The 22603-nt window shown below is 71.1% G+C and carries 21 protein-coding genes; 10 read left to right on the top strand and 11 right to left on the bottom strand.

Annotated elements, in window-relative coordinates:
• Nucleotides 1-69: 69 nt before the first annotated feature.
• Together ACFU95_RS01695 and ACFU95_RS01690 are read right to left on the bottom strand one after the other, a co-directional pair.
• Nucleotides 70-1398 (bottom strand): amidase family protein, encoded by a 1329-nt coding sequence (locus tag ACFU95_RS01695; RefSeq protein WP_383820167.1) that lies wholly within the window; start codon nt 1396-1398, stop codon nt 70-72.
• Between the two features lie 8 nt (nt 1399-1406).
• On the bottom strand, nt 1407-1928 hold the full coding sequence (locus ACFU95_RS01690; protein ID WP_383820164.1) for a DUF6668 family protein: 522 nt from the start codon (nt 1926-1928) through the stop codon (nt 1407-1409).
• A 269-nt stretch (nt 1929-2197) separates the two neighbouring features.
• Between ACFU95_RS01690 and ACFU95_RS01685 the strand changes: the two genes are divergently transcribed.
• Complete coding sequence (locus tag ACFU95_RS01685; protein WP_383820161.1) at nt 2198-3562, top strand: tetratricopeptide repeat protein; 1365 nt, start codon at nt 2198-2200, stop codon at nt 3560-3562.
• Nucleotides 3563-3656: 94 nt separating this feature from the next.
• On the opposite strand, the gene ACFU95_RS01680 is transcribed toward ACFU95_RS01685, so the two are convergent.
• From ACFU95_RS01680 to ACFU95_RS01665, 4 genes are all read right to left on the bottom strand, one after another.
• The gene (locus ACFU95_RS01680; protein WP_383820158.1) at nt 3657-4607 is read right to left on the bottom strand and encodes a M28 family metallopeptidase; all 951 of its coding nucleotides are present in this window, start codon (nt 4605-4607) and stop codon (nt 3657-3659) included.
• Nucleotides 4608-4751: 144 nt separating this feature from the next.
• Nucleotides 4752-5228: a VOC family protein gene (locus ACFU95_RS01675; RefSeq protein ID WP_383820156.1), complete on the bottom strand. Its 477-nt coding sequence runs from the start codon at nt 5226-5228 to the stop codon at nt 4752-4754.
• A gap of 253 nt (nt 5229-5481) precedes the next feature.
• The gene (gene rarD / locus ACFU95_RS01670; protein ID WP_383820153.1) at nt 5482-6435 is read right to left on the bottom strand and encodes an EamA family transporter RarD; all 954 of its coding nucleotides are present in this window, start codon (nt 6433-6435) and stop codon (nt 5482-5484) included.
• 135 nt (nt 6436-6570) lie between these two features.
• A complete protein-coding gene (locus ACFU95_RS01665) occupies nt 6571-7425 on the bottom strand; it encodes an SDR family oxidoreductase (protein ID WP_383820150.1) in 855 nt (284 codons plus the stop codon).
• A 95-nt stretch (nt 7426-7520) separates the two neighbouring features.
• Here ACFU95_RS01665 and ACFU95_RS01660 point away from each other — a divergent pair, with 95 nt between their 5' ends.
• Nucleotides 7521-7955 carry a winged helix-turn-helix transcriptional regulator gene (locus tag ACFU95_RS01660; RefSeq protein WP_383820147.1) on the top strand — a complete coding sequence of 145 codons (435 nt, stop codon included), beginning with the start codon at nt 7521-7523 and terminating at the stop codon, nt 7953-7955.
• Between the two features lie 116 nt (nt 7956-8071).
• Here ACFU95_RS01660 and ACFU95_RS01655 read toward each other — a convergent pair whose 3' ends face one another.
• From ACFU95_RS01655 to ACFU95_RS01635, 5 genes are all read right to left on the bottom strand, one after another.
• Entirely contained in the window at nt 8072-9151 is a 1080-nt protein-coding gene (locus ACFU95_RS01655) for a 2-oxoacid:ferredoxin oxidoreductase subunit beta (protein ID WP_383820145.1), read from the bottom strand.
• Nucleotides 9144-11072: a 2-oxoacid:acceptor oxidoreductase subunit alpha gene (locus ACFU95_RS01650; protein WP_383820142.1), complete on the bottom strand. Its 1929-nt coding sequence runs from the start codon at nt 11070-11072 to the stop codon at nt 9144-9146. The genes ACFU95_RS01655 and ACFU95_RS01650 overlap by 8 nt, the downstream gene beginning before the upstream one ends.
• Nucleotides 11073-11326: 254 nt before the next feature.
• Nucleotides 11327-12025 (bottom strand): LuxR C-terminal-related transcriptional regulator, encoded by a 699-nt coding sequence (locus tag ACFU95_RS01645; RefSeq protein WP_383820138.1) that lies wholly within the window; start codon nt 12023-12025, stop codon nt 11327-11329.
• 393 nt (nt 12026-12418) lie between these two features.
• Nucleotides 12419-13783: a sensor histidine kinase gene (locus ACFU95_RS01640; protein WP_383820135.1), complete on the bottom strand. Its 1365-nt coding sequence runs from the start codon at nt 13781-13783 to the stop codon at nt 12419-12421.
• Between the two features lie 155 nt (nt 13784-13938).
• A complete protein-coding gene (locus ACFU95_RS01635; RefSeq protein WP_383820133.1) occupies nt 13939-15147 on the bottom strand; it encodes a sensor histidine kinase in 1209 nt (402 codons plus the stop codon).
• A gap of 286 nt (nt 15148-15433) precedes the next feature.
• Here ACFU95_RS01635 and ACFU95_RS01630 point away from each other — a divergent pair, with 286 nt between their 5' ends.
• The 8 genes from ACFU95_RS01630 to ACFU95_RS01595 are packed head-to-tail and all read left to right on the top strand — an operon-like array spanning nt 15434 to nt 22599.
• Nucleotides 15434-15829 carry an NADH-quinone oxidoreductase subunit A gene (locus ACFU95_RS01630; protein ID WP_234767060.1) on the top strand — a complete coding sequence of 132 codons (396 nt, stop codon included), beginning with the start codon at nt 15434-15436 and terminating at the stop codon, nt 15827-15829.
• A complete protein-coding gene (locus ACFU95_RS01625; RefSeq protein WP_383820129.1) occupies nt 15820-16452 on the top strand; it encodes an NADH-quinone oxidoreductase subunit B in 633 nt (210 codons plus the stop codon). The genes ACFU95_RS01630 and ACFU95_RS01625 overlap by 10 nt, the downstream gene beginning before the upstream one ends.
• Nucleotides 16449-17996, top strand: a complete 1548-nt coding sequence (locus ACFU95_RS01620) for an NADH-quinone oxidoreductase subunit C (protein ID WP_383820126.1) — start codon at nt 16449-16451, stop codon at nt 17994-17996. The genes ACFU95_RS01625 and ACFU95_RS01620 overlap by 4 nt, the downstream gene beginning before the upstream one ends.
• Nucleotides 17993-18961 carry a complex I subunit 1 family protein gene (locus ACFU95_RS01615; protein WP_048583064.1) on the top strand — a complete coding sequence of 323 codons (969 nt, stop codon included), beginning with the start codon at nt 17993-17995 and terminating at the stop codon, nt 18959-18961. Before ACFU95_RS01620 ends, ACFU95_RS01615 begins: the two co-directional genes overlap by 4 nt.
• 2 nt (nt 18962-18963) lie before the next feature.
• Nucleotides 18964-19533 carry a NuoI/complex I 23 kDa subunit family protein gene (locus ACFU95_RS01610; protein ID WP_383820123.1) on the top strand — a complete coding sequence of 190 codons (570 nt, stop codon included), beginning with the start codon at nt 18964-18966 and terminating at the stop codon, nt 19531-19533.
• Nucleotides 19534-19550: 17 nt separating this feature from the next.
• Nucleotides 19551-20219, top strand: a complete 669-nt coding sequence (locus ACFU95_RS01605) for an NADH-quinone oxidoreductase subunit J (protein WP_383820449.1) — start codon at nt 19551-19553, stop codon at nt 20217-20219.
• Nucleotides 20219-20608 (top strand): NADH-quinone oxidoreductase subunit NuoK, encoded by a 390-nt coding sequence (gene nuoK, locus ACFU95_RS01600; protein ID WP_383820120.1) that lies wholly within the window; start codon nt 20219-20221, stop codon nt 20606-20608. Before ACFU95_RS01605 ends, nuoK begins: the two co-directional genes overlap by 1 nt.
• Nucleotides 20605-22599: an NADH-quinone oxidoreductase subunit L gene (locus tag ACFU95_RS01595; RefSeq protein ID WP_383820118.1), complete on the top strand. Its 1995-nt coding sequence runs from the start codon at nt 20605-20607 to the stop codon at nt 22597-22599. Before nuoK ends, ACFU95_RS01595 begins: the two co-directional genes overlap by 4 nt.
• Nucleotides 22600-22603: the final 4 nt, after the last annotated feature.

Below are 22603 nucleotides of genomic sequence, written 5' to 3'. Positions count from 1 at the left end.
GTCCCCCAAACAGTCGGCCCGGCGGCACCGGGCCATATGGTCGGCGTACGACAATTAATCGCACGTGCATTATATGCGCACGCATGCAGATGTCCAGGGTCCGATATGCCCCTCCGCGGCCCCGGCCACTGCGAGCAACAGTGACTCCTCGCCGTGCGCCGCCACCAACTGGAGCCCGACCGGACAGCCGTCCGGCCCGAACCCCGCCGGGATGCTGATCGCCGGATGCCCACTCAGGTTGAACGCCCAGGTGAGAGCCGTGGAGTACCGCTCGCTTGGGCCGAAGTGGCCATGCGGCGGGGTGGGCGCGGTCGGCGTCAGCAGCAGCCGGGCCGCGCCGAACAGGGCGGCCAGGCGAGTGTCGTTCGCGGCCCGGATCCGCCGGGCGTCAGGGGCTGGGGTGGAGCCGGCGTCCGGGTCCCGCAGGGCGAGCCATGCCGGTGCCGGATCGTCGAGACGCAGCGGATCCCGCGGCCGTTCGAGCCGTATCGCGCCCGCCTCCGCGAGTCGTACGGCAGCGGCGTGGGCGACGGCTACGACGTCGGGGTCGGGGGAGTCGAAGCCGAGGTCCGGGGACCACACTGCGGTGGGGGCGTCGTACCGGCCGACCTGCCCGTGGCCTCGACTGGCGGGCCCGTGGCCCCGGTCGACCTGCCCGCGGTCCAGGCCCACCAGCTCGGCGCCCGCATCGGAACCGGATCGTCCGTCACCGCCCGGCGCCTTGTCCCCCGACATCACCTTCCCCGACGCGACCTTCCCCGGCACGACCTCCCCCGAGACCACCTCCCAGTACGCCGCCACATCCCCCACGCACCGCGCGAGCACACCCGGTGCCATCAGCCCGGTGCGGTCGGTTGACGGCAACCGTCCGTTGCCGGCCTTCAGCCCGACGACCCCGCACCACGCCGCCGGAATCCGCACCGACCCGGCCCCGTCGCTCCCGGTCGCGAGCGGCACCAGCCCCGCCGCCACCGCCGCCGCGGACCCGGCGGAGGAGCCACCGGGTGTCCGGTCGTGCCGCCAGGGGTTGACCGTACGGCCGTGGCGTCCAAGCCCCCAGGTCTGCCAGGGAGTTCCCGGCCCCGGAACGGAAGCCGCCCCGACCGCCACGCACCCCGCCGCGAGCAGCGGCCCCGCCGTCCGCAGCCCGCGCCGCCCCTTGACCCCGATCGGCACGCCGGCCAACGGAAGCCACTCACCCGCGTCGACCCGCGCGTCCACCTCACCGGCCCGCCGAAGCGCCTCCTCGCCCCACACCTCGATGAACGCGGACAGGACGGGATCAGCCCGCTCGATCCGTTCGAGCGCCGCCGCGACGACATCGACGGCACGCAGGGTCCGCGAGCGTACGGCGGAGGCGGTCTCGGTGGCTGAGAGGCCCGAGGAGCCCGAGGTCACCGCCGAGCTCAGCGGGAGTGTCCCGTCAGGCGAGCCAGCGCCCCGGCTTTCCGTGGCGGCTGCCCGCCCAGCTCGCCGAGCCGCCAGGAGGGGACCCAAGGCACCCGGTACACGTCGATGACCGACTCGATCACCTTGACGCGCTCGGCGAGCGGCCGCGGAAGCTTCCCCGGCGCGTCCGCGACCAGGACGACGGCATCGAGATCGAGCCCGTGCGGAGCCTCCCCGCGCCGAAAGACCTCAAGGGCACCCAGAGCGGCGGCCAGCCCGGCCGCATGCGTACGGGCCACGAGCAGCACCGACCGCGGATCGGAGGGCCCCGGCCAGGCGCGACCGCAGTCATGACCGCCGTAGACCGTGGCGAGGGTGGAGACACCCGCCCCGCCGTGCACGCCGACCCAGGAGAAGCGCCGGGGTGTGACGGCGGCAGGGGAGAGGGCGGGCTCCTCGGGCAGGGCGACCGGCCCTCGTAGCCAGATCTCCGGCCCCGGTTCGGGCCGCCCCTGCCGCACCTGCACGTCTGTCCGCATGCCCGCACTCCTCCCTCGTCACGCCCTGGATCTTCGCGCCAGGCATGAGAACGCTGTGACGTGGCACAAGCTCCTGGAACGAGTCTGTGACGTCCCGGTGACGCCCGCGCCGCGCGCGGCCGGAGAGACTCGACAGTACGTGTACGACGTGTCCGATCTGTACTACCGGATGTTGACGCCGGGGAAGCGGAACGCGACGCCGGGAGGGGGCACCATGGGACCCGAACGCGTCGGCCGCGAACTCCCGACGCATGCGAGTGAGGGAAGCGATGTCTCTACTGAGCCGCGCGAAGAAGCGGGAACAGAAACGCGCCGCGGCCGCTGCGGCCCCCGTGGCCGCGCCGATCGACGTGCGCGTCCCCGCCGCCGGTCCGGGCGCGGGCGGCGCGTCGATCGGAGGCGTGCCCGTCACCGCGGCTCCCGGTGAGGAGGTCCAGCAGGCCGTCCTGACCCACCTCCAGCGCATCGCCGTCGCCAGCGGGCACCCCGTGCACGCCACGATCCACGACGAGCGCATCGGTTACGTCGTCCCGCTGCGGGTGGCGCAGGACGGATCCAGTCAGCTCACCGCCGAGCCGGTACGGACGGCTCCGCCGGCGGAGCCGGGTGTGCCGCCTGCACCGGGTGTGCCAGGTGCGCCGGGAACAGTGGCAGTGCCGGGCACGATGGGAGCCTCGGGGGACGCCGTACGGCCGCCCGCGGAACCGCCCGCGCCACCCGCTCCGCCCTTCCCGCTCCCGCCGGATCCGGCCCCGTATCAAGACATGCCCACGCGTGCCCTGCGCCCGCTGCCCGGCCCGGCGCAGGACTCCTCGTCCACGTTCCAGCTGCGCGCCTTGCCCGAGCCGGTGTCCGAGCCGGTGCAGGACGCCGTACCGGGCACGGTCGCGCCGCCGCTGGGGGAGTTCGGCCCGCCGCCGTCCATGGGCGCGAGGCCGGAGCCGACGGACGCGTCGCAGGGTGCCGTACCGCGAGCCGACGTTGCGCTGCCCGCCGTATCGCAGACGGCCGTACCGCCGACCGACCCGGCCCCCGCCCCTCTCCTCGTCTCCTCCTCCGCCCGCGACCTCGATCCGGACCCCGAACCCACCCCGCCCCGCGGCTTCGACGCCGTGGCCGAAGCCGTCCTCGGGGACGCGCCGACGACCGCGACGGCCGACGCCTCGCCCTTCGCCGGGCAGCTGGCGCAGATCAACGAGGCCGTGAAGGAGGGGCGGACGGCGGAGGCGACGGAGCTCGCGGAGCGGACCGTGGCGCAGGCGTCGGCGGTGCTGGGACTGGAGCACTCCGAGGTACTCCGAATGCGTGAACTCGCCGCGTACATCGCCTACCTGGCCGGCGACCCGGAGCGGGCCTTCGGCCTCTCCCTCGACGTGGCCCGCACCCACCACCGCACCCGGGACGCGGAGGCGGCGTACTGCAGCCTTCATGGCGCGGCCACGGCGTGGCGGGCGGTACGCGACCCGGCCCTGGGGCTGGCGATGGGCCGGGATCTGCTCGGCCTGTGGACCGAGCTCATGGCGGACGAGAGCGGCCCGGCCGCCGAGGACGTCGAGGAGCTGGAGTCGGCCCGAGCCCGCATGGACCGACTCGCCGCCCGCGCCGCCAAGTCGGCCGAACCGCCCACCGGTTGAAACGCCCGGTTGAAACACCCGGTTGAAACGACCGTCGGTCGAAACGCCCACCGGTCGAGAAGGCCGGTGGGCGGTGGGCGGTGGGTCCGGTGTCCTACTCCGACAGCTCCCACACCGCGTGGGCGACAGCGTCGCTGTTGCGGTTCAGGGCGGTGTCGTTGATGTTGGACGTCGTGTCGCAGGACGAGTGGTAGCAGCGGTCGAAGGACTGCCCCGACGTACCGCCCCACTTGGTCGCCTGCGCCGCGGTCTTCGTGCGGCTCGCTCCCGAGAACAGCCCGCCCACCGGTACGCCCGCGCTCTTGAACGGCGCGTGGTCGGAGCGGCCGTCGCCCTCGGTCTCGATCTCGGTCGCGACGCCGAGGCCGGCGTAGTAGTCCTTGAAGGTCTTCTCGATGGCGGGGTCGTCGTCGTAGACGAAGTAGCCCGCGTTCGGCGAGCCGATCATGTCGAAGTTCAGATAGCCGCTGATCTTCGCGCGGTTGGTGGCGGACAGGTTGTTGACGTAGTAGCGGGAGCCGACGAGGCCCAGCTCCTCCGCGCCCCACCAGGCGAACCGCAGATGCTTGGTGGGCTGGTACCCGGCTCGCGACACGGCGAGCGCGGTCTCCAGGACCGCCGCCGAGCCGGAGCCGTTGTCGTTGATACCGGCACCTGACGAGACGCTGTCGAGGTGCGAGCCGGCCATGACGACCTGGTTGGCGTCGCCGCCGGGCCAGTCGGCGATCAGGTTGTAGCCGGTGCGGCCGGAGGACGTGAACTGCTGGATGGCCGTCGTGTATCCGGCGGCGTCCAGCTTGGCCTTCACGTAGTCGAGGGACGCCTTGTAGCCGGGCCGGCCGTGGGCGCGGTTGCCGCCGTTGGCGGTCGCGATGGACTGGAGCTGGGTGAGGTGGGCCTTCACGTTGGCCACGGGTATGTCGGGCGCGGCGGCCGCCTCGATATCGGCCTTGGGTGCCGCGCCCGCTATGGATCCGCTGGTCAGAAGCGTGGCGGTCGCCACTGCGGCGGCCGCCGACGCGCGCCAGGAGACGGAGGGCTTCATGTGGGGGGCTCCGGATTCCTTGGGAATCACAGGGATTCCTCAGTGAATGGGGTGCCTGGATGGTCAGGGCGCGCCTGACTCTCCGTCAAGAGCGGTATCCGGACTGGGAGTTCGCATAGGGAAAACCCTGCATTCCCGCGTTCCTCACTGCACGCAGAACTCGTTGCCCTCCGGATCCGCCAGCACCGCCCACTCCCCGCCCGGCTCCTTCACGTGTCGCAGCACACTCGCTCCCAGTCCTCGCAGCCGCTCGACCTCGGCCTCGCGTTCTCCGGCCACCGCGTGCAGATCGAGATGGAGCCGGTTCTTGACGGTCTTCGCCTCCGGCACCCGCTGAAACAGCAGTCGCCGCCCCCGCCCGGTGCCGCTGTCCTTGTCATACGGATCGTCCGGATGCCGTACGGCCACCAGGTCCCGGAAGGCGAGACGTGCGTGGAACTCGACGACCTGCTCGCGCGGCAGCACGCCGAGCTCCAGGAGCCGCTCGATGAGGGCGTTGTTGTCCTCGACCTCGTAACGCAGCGCGGCGGCCCAGAAGTCGGCCTGGGACTGCGGGTCGGCGGAATCGATGACGAGCTTCCAGTGGAGGGGGGCGGGAGTGGGTACCGGTGCCTGTGTCATGCGACCACTCATATGCGGTGCGTGACCGGGCTGCAATGGGAATCGCCGGTCGCACGCTCAAGCGGCAGCACGAGTGTCAGGGGCTCGTGAGTGTCGGCGGTCCGGGTGCCGGCGGCCTTGGTGCCGACGGCTTGCGAGTGCCGGGTGACCAGAGTGCCGGCGGCTTGCGAGTGCCGGGTGACCAGAGTGCCGGCGGCTTGCGAGTGCCGGGCGACTTGAGTGCCGACGGCTTGTGATTGCCGGCGCCCGAGGGTCAGGCGTCCACCGCGGCGGACGCCGGCTTCTCCACCTTGGGCACGCTGAACCCGGCCACCCTGCTCCGCCGCGCGGTGCGCCACGCATCGGCCGTGAGCAGTGTCAACGCCAGCCACACCAGCGCGAACCCGGCCCACCGCTCGGCCGGCATCGCCTCGTGGAAGTACAGGACGCCGAGCAGGAACTGGAAGACCGGCGCCAGGTACTGGAGCAGCCCCAGCGTCGACAGCGGCACCCGTATGGCGGCAGCGCCGAAGCAGACGAGCGGCAGGGCGGTGACGACGCCGGTGGCCGCGAGGAGCACCATATGGCCTGGCCCCTGCGACGCGAACGTCGACTCCCCTTGCGTCGACAGCCACACCAGATACCCCACGGCGGGCAGGAACTGGATCGCGGTCTCCGCGGCCAGCGACTCGACGCCGCCGAGGTTGACCTTCTTCTTGACCAAGCCGTACGTGGCGAAGGAGAAGGCGAGGGTGAGGGAGATCCACGGCGGTCGGCCGTACCCGACGGTCAGCACGATCACGGCCGCGAAGCCGACACCGACCGCCGCCCACTGCACCGGCCGCAGCCGTTCCTTCAGCAGCAGGACGCCCATCGCGATGGTGACGAGCGGATTGATGAAGTAGCCGAGCGAGGCCTCCACCACATGGCCCGTGTTCACGGACCAGATGTAGACGCCCCAGTTGACGGTGATCACGGCCGCGGCGACGGTGACGAGCGCCAGCCTCCGCGGCTGCCGTATCAGCTCACCCGCCCAGGCCCAGCGCCGTACGAAGGCCAGCGCCACCGCCACGAAGACGAGGGACCAGGCCATCCGGTGGGCGAGGATCTCGACCGCCCCGGCGGGTTTCAGCAGGGGCCAGAAGAGGGGGACGAGCCCCCACATCCCGTACGCCGCGAAGCCGTTCAGCAGTCCTGTGCGCCGATCCCCCTGCGACTTCCCGCTCACGGCCCCTCCTTCGCGCGCTCACCCGGCCGCACCCGCATGGCGGCCTGCACGAAGGTAACGCCGAAAGCCCCCGCGTGTCATGCCCGTATCGCCATACGGTCATGACGCGCGGGGGCGTCCCGGGCGCGAAGGGTGTCAGCCCTTGAGTGCGGCGGCGATCGCCTCGGAGAGCGGAGTGGTCGGACGGCCGGCCAGGCGGGACAGGTCCCCGCTGTCGACGACCAGCTCGCCCTTCTCGACGGAGGTGTCCACGCCGGCGAGGATCGCGGCGAACGGCTCGGGCAGCCCGGAGCCGGTCAGGATGCCGGCGAAGGCCTCGGCGGAGACGGCGTTGTTGGCGATCTCCTTGCCGGTCTGCCGGCTCAGCTCGGCGGCGTACTCGGTGAAGTTCCAGGCGACGTCGCCACCCAGCTCGTACGTCTTGTTCTCGTGCCCCTCGCCGGTCAGTACGGCGACGGCGGCGGCCGCGTAGTCGGCGCGGGAGGCGGAGGAGACGCGACCCTCGCCGGCGGCGTGGGTGACCGCGTTGTACTCCAGGACCGGGGCGAGGTTCTCGGTGTAGTTCTCGTGGTACCAGCCGTTGCGCAGCAGCGCGTACGACAGGCCGGACTCCAGCAGGGCCTTCTCGGTGCCCCGGTGGTCGTCGGCGAGGGAGGCCGTGAGGCTGCCGGGGGCGCTGGTGTAGGCGAGCAGGGCCACGTCGGCGGCCTTGGCGGCGTTGATGACGACCTGGTGCTGGCCGACGCGCCCCTTGTCGAACTCGTTGCCGGATATGAGCAGCACCTTGTCGCCGGCCGCGAACAGTCCGTCGAACGTCTCGGGGGCGTTGTAGTCGGCGGTGGCGATCTTCACGCCGCGATCGGCGAGGTCGGCGACCTTCTCGGGGGTGCGGACGACGGCGGTGATCTGGTCGGCCGGAACCTTCTCCAGCAGCTGCTCCACGACATGGCGGCCCAGATGTCCGGTGGCTCCGGTGACGACGATGCTCATGATCAGAACTCCTTGTGGGGTTGGTCGGTGCTGTTGCTAACCCTAAGGGGTGCGCTAACTCTGTGAAAGTACCCACTTTGAAGTAAGGTACTGGCATGGCCGTAAGCGCAGTGGCGGGCGAGACGCCGAAAGCGTCGCCGAGTTCGGCGACGGGCAAGTACGACATCGGTGAGGAGATGTGCCCCTACCGACTGGTCCTGGAGCACGTCACCAGCCGCTGGGGCGTCCTCGTCCTGATCGAACTCCTGGAACGCCCCTACCGCTTCAGCGAGCTGCGCCGCGCGATCGGCCGCGTCAGCGAGAAGATGCTCACGCAGACCCTCCAGACCCTGGAACGCGACGGCCTGGTCCATCGCGACGCGAAGCCGGTGATCCCCCCGAGGGTCGACTACTCACTGACCGACCTGGGTCGCGAGGCGGCCGCACAGGTGCGCGCGCTGGCGCTGTGGACCAGCGAGCGGATGGGGGAGGTGGAGGAGGCCCGGGACGCGTACGACGCGCGCAAGGCCGACTCCCGTACCCGAAGGTGAGGGCCCGGTGCACCTGAAGGTGAGGGCCCGGCCTGTCCGCAGATGACCCGCGTATCCGCAGGTGAGGGTCCGGTGCCGCACGGCACCGGACCCTCGATCGCGTTCGAACCCGCCGGTCAGCCCACCACGGTCCAGGTGTCCCCGCCCGCCAGCAGCGCGGCCAGATCCCCCTTGCCGTGCTGCTCGATCGCGGTGTCCAGCTGGTCGGCCATCTGGGTGTCGTACACCGGACGTTCCACCGAGCGGAACACACCGATCGGGGTGTGGTGCAGGGTGTCCGGGTCGGCCAGGCGGGACAGGGCGAAGGCCGTCGTCGGGGACGCGGAGTGGGCGTCGTGGACCAGGATCTGCGACTCGTTCTCCGGGGTCACGGTGACGACCTTCAGGTCACCGGTCTGCGCGTCCCGGACGACCCCGCGCGCTCCGTCCGTGCCGAAGCGGATCGGCTGCCCGTGCTCCAGCCGGATCACCGCCTCCTCCGCCTGCTGCCTGTCCTTGAGGACCTCGAAGGCGCCGTCGTTGAAGATGTTGCAGTTCTGGTAGATCTCGATCAGCGCCGTACCCCGGTGGGCCGCCGCCTCGCGCAGCACCTGGGTGAGGTGCTTGCGGTCCGAGTCCACCGTGCGCGCCACGAAGGACGCCTCCGCGCCGATGGCGAGGGACACCGGGTTGAAGGGCGCGTCCAGCGAACCCATCGGCGTCGACTTGGTGATCTTGCCGACCTCGGAGGTGGGCGAGTACTGGCCCTTCGTCAGGCCATAGATCCGGTTGTTGAAGAGCAGGATCTTGAGGTTGACATTGCGCCGCAGGGCGTGGATCAGATGGTTGCCGCCGATCGACAGCGCGTCACCATCACCCGTCACCACCCACACGCTCAGGTCCCGCCGCGAGCTGGCCAGGCCCGTCGCGATGGCGGGGGCGCGGCCGTGGATGGAGTGCATGCCGTACGTGTTCATGTAGTACGGGAAGCGGGACGAACAGCCGATGCCCGAGACGAAGACGATGTTCTCCTTGGCCAGGCCCAGCTCTGGCATGAAGCCCTGGACCGCGGCGAGGATCGCGTAGTCACCGCAGCCGGGGCACCAGCGCACTTCCTGATCGGACTTGAAGTCCTTCATGGACTGGCGGGCCTCGGCCTTGGGGACGAGCGAGAGTGCCTCGATCGTGCCCGTGCCTTCCGTGGACGTCTCAGCCATCGATGGCCTCCTTGAGCGCCTTGGCGAGCTGTTCCGCCTTGAACGGCATGCCGTTGACCTGGTTGTACGAGTGGGCGTCCACCAGGTACTTCGCCCGGACCAGGGTGGCGAGCTGGCCGAGGTTCATCTCGGGGATCACCACCTTCTCGTAGCTTCCGAGTACCACGCCCAGGTTGCGCGGGAACGGGTTCAGATGGCGCAGATGCGCCTGTGCGATCGACTCGCCGGCGTTGCGCAGACGGCGGACCGCGGCCGTGATCGGGCCGTATGTCGATCCCCAGCCCAGCACCAGCGTCTTCGCCTCGTGCGGGTCGTCGACCACCAGGTCGGGCACCTCGATGCCGTCGATCTTGGCCTGCCGGGTGCGGACCATGAAGTCGTGGTTGGCCGGGGCGTACGAGATGTTGCCCGTGCCGTCCTCCTTCTCGATGCCGCCGATCCGGTGCTCCAGGCCCGGCGTACCCGGGATCGCCCACGGGCGGGCGAGGGTCTGCGGGTCGCGCTTGTACGGCCAGAAGACCTCGCTGCCGTCCTCCAGGGTGTGGTTCGGACCCTGCGCGAACTGCACGGTCAGATCCGGCAGCTCGTCCAGCTCCGGGATCCGCCAGGGCTCCGAGCCGTTGGCCAGATAGCCGTCCGACAGCAGCATCACCGGCGTCCGGTACGTCAGCGCGATCCGGGCCGCCTCCAGGGCCGCGTCGAAGCAGTCCGCCGGTGTGCACGGGGCGACGATCGGCACCGGTGCCTCGCCGTTGCGGCCGAACATGGCCTGCAGCAGGTCCGCCTGCTCCGTCTTGGTCGGCAGGCCCGTCGAGGGCCCGCCCCGCTGGATGTCGATCACCAGCAGCGGCAGCTCCAGCGACACGGCCAGCCCGATGGACTCCGACTTCAGCGCCACACCGGGGCCGGACGTCGTGGTCACCGCGAGCGAGCCGCCGAAGGCCGCCCCGAGCGCCGCGCCGATGCCGGCGATCTCGTCCTCGGCCTGGAAGGTCCGTACGCCGAAGTTCTTGTGCTTGCTCAGCTCGTGCAGGATGTCCGAGGCCGGGGTGATCGGATACGAGCCCAGATACAGGGGCAGGTCCGCCTGGCGGGACGCGGCGACCAGTCCGTAGGACAGGGCGAGGTTCCCGGAGATGTTGCGGTAGGTGCCGACCGGGAAGGCTGTCGTCGCCGGGGCGATCTCGTACGAGACGGCGAAGTCCTCGGTCGTCTCGCCGAAGTTCCAGCCCGCGCGGAAGGCGGCGATGTTGGCGGCCGCGATCTCCGGTTTCTTGGCGAACTTCGAGGTCAGGAACTTCTCGGTGCCCTCGGTCGGGCGGTGGTACATCCAGCTCAGCAGGCCCAGGGCGAACATGTTCTTGCTGCGCTCGGCCTCCTTGCGGGTGAGGTCGAACTCCTTCAGCGCCTCGACCGTCAGGGTCGTCAGCGGCACCGGATGGAGGCTGTACCCGTCGAGTGAGCCGTCCTCCAGCGGCGAGGAGTCATAGCCCACCTTCTGCATCGCCCGTTTGGTGAACTCGTCCGTGTTGACGATGATCTCCGCGCCGCGCGGCAGATCGCCGATGTTGGCCTTCAGGGCCGCCGGATTCATCGCGACCAGCACGTTCGGCGCGTCGCCCGGAGTGAGGATGTCGTGGTCGGCGAAGTGCAGCTGAAAGGAGGACACGCCCGGCAGGGTGCCGGCGGGGGCGCGGATCTCGGCCGGGAAGTTCGGCAACGTCGACAGGTCGTTGCCGAAGGACGCCGTTTCCGAGGTGAAGCGGTCGCCGGTGAGTTGCATACCGTCGCCCGAGTCCCCCGCGAAACGAATGATCACCCGGTCCAGCCGGCGGACGTCCTTCGTCCCTGCCGGTTTGCGCTGCTCTCCCACGACGGCTTCGTCGGCCTGCTCCGCTGGGCTACTGACCTGGCTGGTCACTGAACTGGACCTCCCTCGAGGCGGCTGTCTGGGCATGGCCTTCCCGCAAGCCTTCCCAGGATCAACCCTACGTCCGCAAAGGTCGCCCTCCCTGGGCCATTCGCATGACGGACATGGATTTGAGCTGGTTCGCCACCCGGACTTGTCATGATTTACGCGCCCCCCGGCGCTTCTTTGAAGACGCTCCCCGTTCGTTCTTTGGTTCTAGGCTCCGATCTCTCCGGACCCAGGTTTTCTGACACGGTGTCAGATCGTCAGGAGTTCAGATAGGTGAGGACCGCCAGAACACGACGGTGATCCCCGTCGCTCTGCGACAGCCCGAGCTTCAGAAAGATGTTGCTGACGTGCTTCTCGACCGCTCCGTCGCTCACCACCAGCTGCCGGGCGATCGCCGAGTTGGTCCGCCCCTCCGCCATGAGCCCCAGGACCTCCCGCTCACGCGGCGTGAGCCCCGCGAGCACGTCCTGCTTACGGCTGCGGCCCAGCAGCTGGGCGACGACCTCCGGGTCCAGGGCCGTACCCCCTCGTGCCACCCGCACGACCGCGTCCACGAACTCCCGGACCTCGGCCACCCGGTCCTTGAGCAGATAGCCGACTCCGCGGCTGGAACCGGCCAGCAGCTCCGTGGCGTACCGCTCCTCCACGTACTGCGACAGCACCAGTACCCCCAGTCCGGGGTGCGACTTGCGCAGCTGTACGGCCGCCCGTACGCCTTCGTCGGTGTGCGTCGGCGGCATTCTCACGTCCGCCACCACCACGTCCGGCAGCTCGCCCTGGCCGTCCAGTCCCGTGATGGTCTTGATCAGCGCGTCGCCGTCTCCGACCCCCGCCACGACCTCATGTCCACGGTCGGTCAACAGCCGGGTCAGCCCCTCCCTGAGCAGCACCGAGTCCTCGGCGATGACCACCCGCACCCTGTCCTCCACGATCCCCGGCCCCCCGTGCCTCGGCATTCGGCCGAGCGTGCCCCGGCCCTGTCGTCCCTCGCGACCTCAGTATCCCGCGATCGGCTCTTCCGCACCGGGCCTGTGGATAACCTGCCCGCGGCAGTTCGGATCGCATGGGTGTGCGAAGGGGGTGAATCCGGGGGCGCGTGCTCACGAAATGCTCAGGGACTGCGTGTGAACACACGCAGGGCTCGGGAATGCCGGCGAAACAGAGGCAGGGCTCAGGGAGCACGGGCGAACAGACGGGAGTGCGGCCCCGGGCAGACCGGAGCCGGATTCCCATCTCAGTGATTCGAAATCTCAGTGCCTGAATCGCAGTGGCCCGGAGCTCAGTGGCCCGGAGCTCAGTGGCGCGAAGCTCAGGGAGCCGACTCCCAGGGGCCGAACGGCACACCCGAACTACACGGTCCGCCAGGGCAGCTCCGCCGTCACCCGGGTGGGCCCGCCGACCGGCGAATCGACCACCAGAATCCCGTCCACCGCGTCCAACCGCTCGGCCAGCCCCGCCAGCCCCGAGCCACCGGAGGTGCCTGCGCCACCGATCCCGTTGTCCACGACCTGCAACATCAGCCGGTTCTCCACCCGCCACACGTCGACGGCCGCCCAGGTGGCCCGTGCGTGCTTGCTGATGTTCTGGAGCAGCTCCGAGACCGTGAAGTAGGCGATCCCCTCGATCGCCGGCACCGGCCGCTCCTCCAGATCCACCTGGACCTCCACCGGCACCGTGCACCGCGAGGCCACCGCCGACAGGGCCGCGTCCAGACCGCGGTCGGTCAGGACCGCCGGATGGATACCGCGCGCCAGGTCCCGCAGCTCCTGCAGCGCCGTCTTTACCTCGCCGTGCGCCTCGTCGACCATCCGCGCCGCCGCCTGCGGGTCCTCCGTCAGCTTCTCCTTCGCGAGGCCGAGATCCATGGCCAGTGCCACCAGACGGGCCTGGGCACCGTCGTGCAGGTCGCGTTCGATGCGTCGCAGGTCGGCGGCGGCCGTATCGACGACGACACCGCGGTCCGACTCCAGTTCCACCACGCGCGTGGCGAGCCGCGACGGCCCGAGCAGGCCGTGCACCATCAGCCGGTCCACCATCGTCAGCGCCCGCAGGATCCACGGCGTGGCCAGCGTGAACAGCAGTCCGACCAGCGCGGTGACCGTGATCTCGAAGGGGTTGTCGAGATAGATGTGGTGGGTCTCGTCGCCGTACAGCTGAAGGCCGTCCTGGCCGGCCCACACCGGGAACACCCAGAACCACAGCGGATACGTCAGCAGGGCCCAGCCGTACGCCCAGACGTTCACGGCGACGACGAAGGAGAAGACCGCCCACGGGAAGTGCAGCACCGCGTACAGCGCGCTCCGCCACGATGTCCCGCTCTTCAGTACGGCGCCGATCCACGCCATGAAGCCGCGCCGGCGCATCCGCAGCGGCTCCGGGTCGGCCACCTCCAGCCCCAGCAACGCACGCGCGCGTGCCCGCTCCAGCGCCCCGAAGCCCCGGCAGCCGGCGAGTCCCGCCGCCAGCACCGGGATGCCGAGGAACGTCACCAGCAGGCCCGCGCCCAGCGACACCATGGTGATGGCGTACACGAACAGCAGGATGCTGATCGGCAGGCTCAGCAGCACATAACCGAACTCGCGCCAGCTGCGTGCCTCGAACGGCGCCCGCAGCCCGGCCGGCAGCCGGTGCCGTCGCTCGCCGCCGTGCTCGGGGAGGCCGCGCTCGGGGTGACCGAGCCCGTGCCCGTAGCCCTGTCCGTACTCCGTGGCCATCGGCGTCGTCCGTTCTCCTCGTCCCGTCAGCCCCGCTGCCGGGGCTGTGCCGTCGTACCTCCACCCTGCTCGACCGCAGGTCCGCGGACCATGGAGGCCGTCGGCGTCTCGAACGGGGGGTTTTCCCTACCCCGGCCCGGTGCCTAGCCCCGCCCTTACCCCTGGCCGGGGACGCGGTCCCGCCACGGCAGTTCCGCCGTCACGGTCGTCGGACCGCCCTGCGGTGACTCGATGACGAAGAGGCCGTCCACGGCGTCCAGCCGGTCGGCGAGCCCGCGCATGCCGGTGCCGCCGTCGAGTCGCGCGCCGCCACGGCCGTCGTCCCACACCTGGATGAGCAGCCGGTCGTCCGACCGCCACACCTCGACCGATGCCGACTTCGCCGCGCTGTGCTTGCTGACGTTCTGGAGCAGCTCCGAAACGGTGAAGTAGGCGATTCCCTCGATGGCCGCCGCCGGTCTGGACAGCAGGTCGACGGTCACCTTCACCGGCACGGTGCAGCGCGAGGCCACCGCCGACAGAGCGGCGTCCAGACCGCGGTCGGTCAGGACCGCCGGATGGATACCGCGCGCCAGGTCCCGCAGCTCCTGCAGCGCCAGCTTCACCTCGCCGTGCGCCTCCGAGACCATCGCCGCCGCCGATTCGGGATCCTCCAGCAGCTTCTCCTTGGCCAGGCCCAGCCCCATGGCCAGGTTGACCAGGCGGGCCTGCGCGCCGTCGTGCAGGTCGCGCTCGATCCGGCGCAGGTCGGCCGCGGCCGTGTCCACGACGACACCCCGGTCCGACTCCAGCTCGGCGATACGGCGCTCCAGCTCGTCGGAGGGCGACAGCAGGCCGCGCACCATCGCCCGGTCCGCGTTCGACAGGCCCCGCGCGATGAACGGCAGCACCGGCCACAGCACGAACAGTGAGGTCAACGTGATGGTGAAGGTGAGGACGCCCCAGGGCAGCCGGATGAAGTCGTACAGGATCGTGCGCCAGCCGACGGGATCCTTCAGCGCCAGCCACAGCTGCGGGAAGAAGCCGTCCTTGCCGCCGCGCAACGGCATCGGACTCGACTCGTCCACCCGCACCCCGAGCAGCGCACGCGCGCGTGCCCGCTCCAGCTTGCCCAGCTGCCGCGCGCCCATCAGCCCGGCCGCGAGCAGCGGAAACCCGATCACCGTCAGGGTCAGGAAGGCGCCGGTGGACAGCACCACCACGACGTAGGTGAAGCCGAGCAGCGACAACGGAAGGTTCGCCAGGAGATGCGCGATCTCCTTCCAGGTGTGCCGGTCGTAGGCGAAACGGGCGGGCGGCAGCGGCGGCTGGTCGCCGTCGGACCGCCCGGAGGCGTCCCGCGAAGTGGTGGGGCGTTCGGTCATATGGGCTAGCGTGCCGCGCGGTGCGCCGCGGCGCCATGAGGCGGGCCGCCTCCGTCTACGGGGGAAATCCCCACCCCCGACGGCCCAGGGCACAGCACTGTCATATCTCGACGGGATCTCAACGCGTGACGGGCTGCTTACGGTCTCTTTAGCAGGGCCTAGACTCCCGTGCGTACAGATCGTCGAACAGCGGTGTTCACCGGAAGCAGCAGTGTTCACACGAGCACCGGTCGCAGGACACTGGTCCTGAGGCATCGGTTACGAGGTCAGGGAGCGAGGGGCGGACGTGTCGGAACAGACCGTCGTCGTGGCGGCGGACTACTTCCAGTCCTACTCGGTCGTCGGACTGCTGGCCGTCGTCGGCGTGCTGTTCGTCGCAGTCGCCTTCGGGGCGGGCCGCCTGCTGCGTCCCGTGGTCCCCACGCCCGAGAAGCTCCTGACGTACGAGTGCGGTGTCGACCCCGTCGGCGAGGGCTGGGCCCACACCCAGGTCCGCTACTACGTCTACGCCTTCCTCTACGTGATCTTCGCCATCGACTCGATCTTCCTGTTCCCCTGGGCCACGGTCTTCGCCGACCCGGGCTACGGCGCGACCACGCTCGTCGAGATGTTCGTCTTCCTCGGCTTCCTGGCCGTGGGCCTGCTCTACGCATACAAGAAGGGCGTCCTGGCATGGACGTGACGCCAGACACCGACCCGCAGCCCGTTCTGCTGCCGGAGCCGAAGCGGCTGGGCGCGCTGGCCCGGCTGGCCCCGGAGCCGATGAAGGTGATCCTCAACTGGGGCCGCCGGTACTCCCTCTGGGTCTTCAACTTCGGCCTCGCCTGCTGCGCGATCGAGTTCATCGCCGCGTCGATGGCCCGCCACGACTTCATCCGCCTCGGCGTGATCCCGTTCGCGCCCGGCCCGCGCCAGGCCGACCTGATGGTCGTCTCCGGCACGGTCACGGACAAGATGGCTCCGGCCGTGAAGCGCCTGTACGAACAGATGCCCGAGCCGAAGTACGTCATCTCCTTCGGGGCCTGCTCGAACTGCGGCGGCCCGTACTGGGACTCCTACTCCGTCACCAAGGGCGTCGACCAGATCATCCCGGTCGACGTGTACGTCCCCGGCTGCCCGCCCCGCCCCGAGGCGCTGCTCCAGGGGATCCTGAAGCTCCAGGAGAAGATCGCCCGGGAGTCGCTGGGGGAGCGGTACGGCGCCACGACGGCCCGGCCGTCCACGGCGGCGCTACAGAGCGGGCTGGTCAGGGCTCCGGAGGCGCCGGGTTCCGGCGGCACCGGCGCGGGGGAGGCCGACCGATGACGACGATCGGCTGGCTGCCGGCCCCCGTCGAGGACCTCTTCGGCCCAGAGGCCACGGCCGAGGAGTCGTACGAGGTCCTGACGGTCGACGTACCCCCGGCGTCCTGGCTCGCGGCCCTGGAGGCGGCCCGCGACGAACTGGGCTGCACCTACTTCGACTGGCTGAGCGCGGTCGACGAACCCGGCACGGGCTTCCGCGTCGCCGCCCACGTCGCGGCTCTGTCGCCGGTACGACGCCTGCTGGTCCGCACGACGGTCCCGCACGAGGCGCCGACGCTGCCCTCGGCGGTCGGCGTGTACGCGGGCGCCGCCTGGCACGAACGCGAGACGCACGAGATGTTCGGCGTCCTCTTCGCCGACCACCCGGGCCTGGACCACCTGCTCCTCCCGGACAACTTCGAGGGCCACCCCCTCCGCAAGGACTTCGTCCTGGCCGCCCGCGTCGCCAAGGCCTGGCCCGGTGCCAAGGAGCCCGGCGAGTCCGAACACGGCGGCCCGAAACGCCGCCAGATGCTGCCTCCCGGCGTCCCCGACCCGAACGAATGGGGCCCCCTGAAGGGCCAGCTCCCCCCTGCCCCGGCCCGCCCGGCCAGGGGCGCGGGACGCGCGGCGGGAGAACGACCGGTACGGCGTGCCCGTACGGCGGCGGAGGGCTCGGCCGGCCAGGCGGAGGCTCCGGCCGAGGGCGGCGCCTCGACGGCTGGTGCGAGTGCGGCGCGGCGGGCGCGTACGGCGTCGCAAGGGTCGGTCGGCCAGCAGGACTCGGTCAGCCGGCAGGGAGCGGCTTCGGCCACAGAGGGTTCGGTCGGCCAGACGGCCGCCGCGGGAGCAGCCGAGCCCTCGACGGGGGCGGGCGCCCCTCCCGCGGGCACCGGCACGTCGGCCACACCTCGGCGTTCGCGGAGTGTCGGCGGGGGCTCGGCGAGCCAGCGGGCGCAGGCGCCGGCGGACACGACGAGCGAGGGAGCGGGTGCCGCGCCGGAGACGGCGGCGACCGCCGCTCCGTCGGCCCGGCGTGCGCGCAGCGCGAGCGAAGGCTCCGCTTCCCAGCGCCCGGCCACGGGCACCGCCCCGGCCGGGCCCCGCCGTTCACACAGCGCGTCGGACGGCTCCGCGACCCAACGGCCCGCTTCCGGCGCGACCACGCCGGACGTGGCTTCGTCCGACGCACCTGAGTCCGGCACACCCGCCTCGGACACGGTCGGGTCAGGTGGGGCCATGCCCGACGCGGCCAGGCCCGACGCGGCCAGGCCCGACGCGGCCAGGCCCGACGAGGCTGCGTCAGATGCGGCTGCGTCACATGCGGCTCCGACATCTCCCACAGCCCCTCGGAGCCCGGACGCCCCCTGGCACCACGCCCGCCCCGCCTTCGACGAGCCCGAGCCGAAGCCCACTTCGGCCCCCGAGCAGTCCGGCCGGCTCGACCAACCCGAGCCCGGCGAGGCCACCACCGACGAGCGCGAAGGCACCGCGGACTCCACCGGAGGCCGCGCAGACACCGCAGACCCAGCAGACCCCGCAGAGCCAGCAGGAGGCCCGCAGTGAACGACGCGCTCGACGTCACCCTGCGACTCCTGATCGTCTTTGTCGTCTTCCTCACCTTCCCCCTGCTCATCGGCCAGACCGAGCACAAGGTGATGGCCCATATGCAGGGCCGCCTCGGCCCGATGTACGCCGGCGGCTTCCACGGCTGGGCCCAGCTCGTCGCCGACGGCGTGAAGTTCGCGCAGAAGGAAGACATCGTCCCGGCGGGCGCGGACCGCCGCATCTTCCAGCTAGCCCCCGCAGTGGCCCTCCTCCCCTATCTGCTCGTCCTCCTCGCCATCCCCATCGGCCCGGGCGAGGGCGCGGTCGGCGAGGTCATCGACGCGGGCATCTTCTTCGTCCTGGCGGTCATGGGCGTGGGGGTCCTCGGCTCGCTCATGGCCGGCTGGGCCTCCGCCAACAAGTTCTCCCTCCTCGGCGGCCTGCGCACCGCCGCTCAGCTCCTCGCCTACGAACTCCCGATGCTGCTCACCGCCGCCTCCGTGGCCATGGCGGCCGGCACCGTCTCCCTCCCCGGCATCCTCGACGCCTTCGAGTGGTGGTGGCTGCCCTGGCAGATCGTCGGCGCGATCGTCTTCTTCGTCGCCGGTCTGGCCGAGCTCCAGCGCCCGCCGTTCGACATGCCCGTCGCCGACTCGGAGATCATCTTCGGCGCCTACACCGAGTACACCGGGCTCCGTTTCGCTCTCTTCCTCCTCGCCGAGTACGCCGGAATCGTCGTCCTGTGCGGTCTGACCACCGTCCTCTTCCTGGGCGGCTGGCACGGCCCCTGGGGCGCCGACGGGCTCGGCTGGGTCTGGACCCTGCTGAAAACGGCCGTCCTTGCGTTCATCGTGATCTGGCTCCGCGTCACCTACCCCCGGCTGCGCGAGGACCAGCTCCAGAAGCTCTCCTGGACCCTCCTCGTCCCGCTCTCCCTCGCCCAGATCGCCCTCACCGGCGTCGTCAAGGTGGTGATCCAGTAACCATGGCCCCCATCCCCGGCTCCGGCCTCGCCAAGGGCCTGGCCGTCACCCTCCGCACGATGACGAGGAAATCCGTCACCGCGCAGTACCCGGACACCCAGCCCGACCTCCCGCCCCGTACACGCGGTGTGATCGGCCTGTTCGAGGAGAACTGCACGGTCTGCATGCTGTGCGCCCGCGAGTGCCCCGACTGGTGCATCTACATCGACTCCCACAAGGAGACGGTCCCGGCGGCGGCCCCCGGCGGCCGTGAACGCAGCCGCAACGTCCTCGACCGCTTCGCCATCGACTTCTCCCTGTGCATGTACTGCGGTATCTGCATCGAGGTCTGTCCCTTCGACGCCCTGTTCTGGTCCCCGGAGTTCGAGTACGCCGAGACCGACATCCGCGAACTCACCCACGAGCGCGACAAGCTCCGCGAGTGGATGTGGACCGTCCCGGCCCCGCCCGCCCTCGACCCCGGCGCGGAGGAGCCCAAGGAGATCGCCGCCGCCCGCAAGAGCGCCGAGAAGCTGGCGGCCGCCCAGGCCGAGCCGAAAGAGCCGACCGAGCCGCAGGAGGGCGAGTCGTGAGCCCCACCCACGCCGCTCTGACCACGGCCGCCGACACGCACGGCTTTCTCTCCCCGACCGGCGTCGAGATCGTCTTCCTCCTCGTCGGCCTGGTCACCTTCGGCGCCGCGCTGGTCACCGTCACCACCCGGCAGCTGGTGCACGCCGCCCTGTGGCTGGTGGTCACGCTCGGCGGCCTCGCCGTCGAGTACCTCCTGCTCACCGCCGAGTTCATCGCCTGGGTGCAGGTCCTCATCTACGTCGGTTCCGTCGTCGTCCTCCTCCTGTTCGGCCTGATGCTCACCAGGGCCCCCATCGGCCGCTCCCCGGACGCCGACTCCGGCAACCGCTGGGCCGCCCTCACCGTGGCCGTCGCCTCCGCGGCGACCCTGATCTGGGTGGTCGTCGACGCCTTCCGCACGACCTGGATCGACCTCGACGGCCCCGCCGCCGGCTCCACCAGGGCCACCGGCGAGAGCCTCTTCCAGAACTGGGTCCTCCCCTTCGAGGCCCTCTCCGTCCTCCTCCTCGCCGCCCTGGTCGGCGCGATCGTCCTCTCCCGCAAGGCGAAGGAGCCCGCAGCGGACGGGTCCGGCACCGACGCCCGGGCGGGCGACCGCACCGGGCCCGGCACGCCCTCGACAACCGGCGTCCCCGCTCCGGCCGCCACCGAGCCCGGCGCCCCGAGCGAGAAGGAGCCGCGCTGATGCACCTCGCCTATCCCGCCGTACTCTCCGCCCTCCTCTTCTGCACCGGCCTGTACGGCGTCCTCGCCCGCCGCAACGCGATCCTGGTCCTGATGTCCGTCGAGTTGATGCTCAACGCCGTCAACCTCAACCTGGTCGCCTTCGACGTCTGGCTCAGCAAGGCCGCCGAGGAGACCCTGCACTCCGGCCAGGCCCTGACCCTCTTCACGATCACCATCGCCGCCGCCGAGATCGGCATCGGCCTGGCGATCGTCCTCGCCGTCCACCGCAACCGCGGGACCTCGGACATCGACAAGCTCCGCGACACCGCCGAGGGTCACGAATCCGACGGCCCCGACCGCGACGCCTCCACGGCCGCGCAGGCCGAGAAGGCTGAGGCCACCGCGTGACCACGACCACCCTCGCCGCCCTCGTCCCCCTCCTTCCGTTCCTGGGCGCCGCGGCCGGCCTGCTTCTCGGCCGCACTGCCCCCGGCTTCGTCCGCCCGTTCGCCGTCCTGCCGGTGCTCGCGTCCCTCGTGCTCGCCGCGGTCGTCGCCGTGCGCCAGGGCGGCGACCAGGCGATCAACGCCGCCACCGAGCTCACGCCCACCGGCTCGGTCCCGATCGAACTCGCCCTGCACATCGACGGCTTCGCAGCCCTCGTCGCCGTACTCGTCGGCGTCGTCGCCACCTGCGTGCAGATCTACTCGACGGGCTACCTGCGCGAGGACCCGCGCTACCCCTCGTACGCCGCGCTTGTCTCCCTGTTCACCTCCGCGATGCTGCTCGTCGTCTACTCCGGCGACCTGATGGTGCTGCTGGTCGGCTGGGAGATCATGGGCATCTGCTCGTACTTCCTGGTCGGCCACTACTGGGAAACCCCCGAGGCCCGCGCCGCCTCCATCAAGGCCTTCCTGGTCACCAAGCTCGGCGACGTCCCCTTCCTCATCGGCCTGTTCGCGCTGGCCACCGACGCCGGGTCCTTCCGCATCACGAAGATCCTCGGCACCGTCGCCAGCGGCGGCCTCGACAACCCGACCCTGGTCGCCCTGCTGCTCCTCGCGGGCGTGGCGGGCAAGTCGGCGCAGTTCCCGCTGCACACCTGGCTTCCCGACGCGATGGCGGGCCCGACGCCCGTCTCCGCGCTGATCCACGCCGCGACGATGGTCGCCGCCGGTGTCTACTTCATCGCCCGTCTCCTCCCGGTCTTCGAGGCCTCCCAAGCCGCGATGGTCGTTCTCGCCGTGATGGCCGCCGTCACGATGATCGGCTCTGGCCTCGCCGCGCTCGCCCAGGACGACATCAAGCGCGTCCTCGCCTACTCGACGATCGGCCAGCTCGGCTACATGACCGGCGCTCTCGCCGTCGCCGACCGCGGCGCCGCCGTCTTCCACCTCCTCTCGCACGGCGCCTTCAAGGCGCTGCTGTTCCTCGCGGCCGGCGTGATCATCCACGCCGCCGGCACCAACTCGCTGGCCGCCATGTCCCGCATGAGCCACCTGCGCGACCGCGTCCCCGACGCCTTCTGGACGATGACCGTGGCGCTCCTCGCGCTCGCCGCGATCCCGCCGTTCAGCGGCTTCTTCTCCAAGGAGTCCGTCCTCGGCGCCGCCGAGCACGCGGCCACCGGCCACGCCGAGCACGTCCCCGGCGCCTCCGGCTGGGTCGTCCTCGTCGCCGGTCTGCTCACGGCCCTGCTCACCGCCGCCTACGCGATGCGGCTGTGGCTGCTGGCGTTCCGCGGCCGAGGCGCCCAGGCTCCCGACCACGGCAGGCAGCCGCTGACGATGACGGTGGTGCTGTGGGTGCTCGCCGTTCCCTCCCTCGCCGTCGGCGCCTTCGCCTACCGGGTGCTGCCCGACTGGTTCGACGGCCGCGACCTCGCCCCGACCCTCACCACCTCCGTCCTCGGCACGGGAGTGGCCCTCGTCGGCGGCATCGTCACCTACGCGGCCTGGCGCCACACCACGGTCGTGGCGGCGCGCGTCCCGCTGGGTGCGGTCGCGGCCCACCCGGAAGGGGACGCCGCCCAGGTCGAGGCCGAAGCCATCGCCAGCCACGCACCCGTGTACGGGGGAGTGGCCTACGCACCCGACCCGGCCGACCCGGGCCGACTGCTGCTCGGCCCTCTGCACCGCCACGCGGCCGTCGGCTTCCACCTCGACGCCGTGTACCGGGCGCTGTTCGTCCGTCCGGTCCAGGCCGGCGCGAGTCTCGTCCGGTTCCTCGACCGCGAGGTCGTCGACACCTACGTCCGTGGTGCGGGTGCCCTACCTCGCTGGCTCGGCATCGCCGTACGGCGTGCCCAGACCGGCAATGTGCAGACCTATGTGAGCGCGCTGCTCGCCGGCACCGTCGTGCTCGCGGTCGCCGCCGTCCTCGTCGCCACGGGAGCGTGAGCAG

It is taken from the genome of Streptomyces sp. NPDC057623 (assembly GCF_042800355.1).
In the GTDB taxonomy this organism is placed as follows: Bacteria; Actinomycetota; Actinomycetes; order Streptomycetales; family Streptomycetaceae; genus Streptomyces.
Note: the sequence above shows the minus strand (reverse complement) of the source record. Positions and strands in the feature narration are given on the sequence as shown.

Coding starts and splice junctions, on each gene's coding strand:
- ACFU95_RS01690 (WP_383820164.1), bottom strand. CDS start 1,928: ATGCGGACAGACGTGCAGGTGCGGCAGGGGCGGCCCGAACCGGGGCCG.
- ACFU95_RS01685 (WP_383820161.1), top strand. CDS start 2,198: ATGTCTCTACTGAGCCGCGCGAAGAAGCGGGAACAGAAACGCGCCGCG.
- ACFU95_RS01680 (WP_383820158.1), bottom strand. CDS start 4,607: ATGAAGCCCTCCGTCTCCTGGCGCGCGTCGGCGGCCGCCGCAGTGGCG.
- ACFU95_RS01675 (WP_383820156.1), bottom strand. CDS start 5,228: ATGACACAGGCACCGGTACCCACTCCCGCCCCCCTCCACTGGAAGCTC.
- ACFU95_RS01665 (WP_383820150.1), bottom strand. CDS start 7,425: ATGAGCATCGTCGTCACCGGAGCCACCGGACATCTGGGCCGCCATGTC.
- ACFU95_RS01660 (WP_383820147.1), top strand. CDS start 7,521: ATGGCCGTAAGCGCAGTGGCGGGCGAGACGCCGAAAGCGTCGCCGAGT.
- ACFU95_RS01655 (WP_383820145.1), bottom strand. CDS start 9,151: ATGGCTGAGACGTCCACGGAAGGCACGGGCACGATCGAGGCACTCTCG.
- ACFU95_RS01645 (WP_383820138.1), bottom strand. CDS start 12,025: ATGCCGAGGCACGGGGGGCCGGGGATCGTGGAGGACAGGGTGCGGGTG.
- ACFU95_RS01640 (WP_383820135.1), bottom strand. CDS start 13,783: ATGGCCACGGAGTACGGACAGGGCTACGGGCACGGGCTCGGTCACCCC.
- ACFU95_RS01635 (WP_383820133.1), bottom strand. CDS start 15,147: ATGACCGAACGCCCCACCACTTCGCGGGACGCCTCCGGGCGGTCCGAC.
- ACFU95_RS01625 (WP_383820129.1), top strand. CDS start 15,820: ATGGACGTGACGCCAGACACCGACCCGCAGCCCGTTCTGCTGCCGGAG.
- ACFU95_RS01620 (WP_383820126.1), top strand. CDS start 16,449: ATGACGACGATCGGCTGGCTGCCGGCCCCCGTCGAGGACCTCTTCGGC.
- ACFU95_RS01610 (WP_383820123.1), top strand. CDS start 18,964: ATGGCCCCCATCCCCGGCTCCGGCCTCGCCAAGGGCCTGGCCGTCACC.
- nuoK (WP_383820120.1), top strand. CDS start 20,219: ATGCACCTCGCCTATCCCGCCGTACTCTCCGCCCTCCTCTTCTGCACC.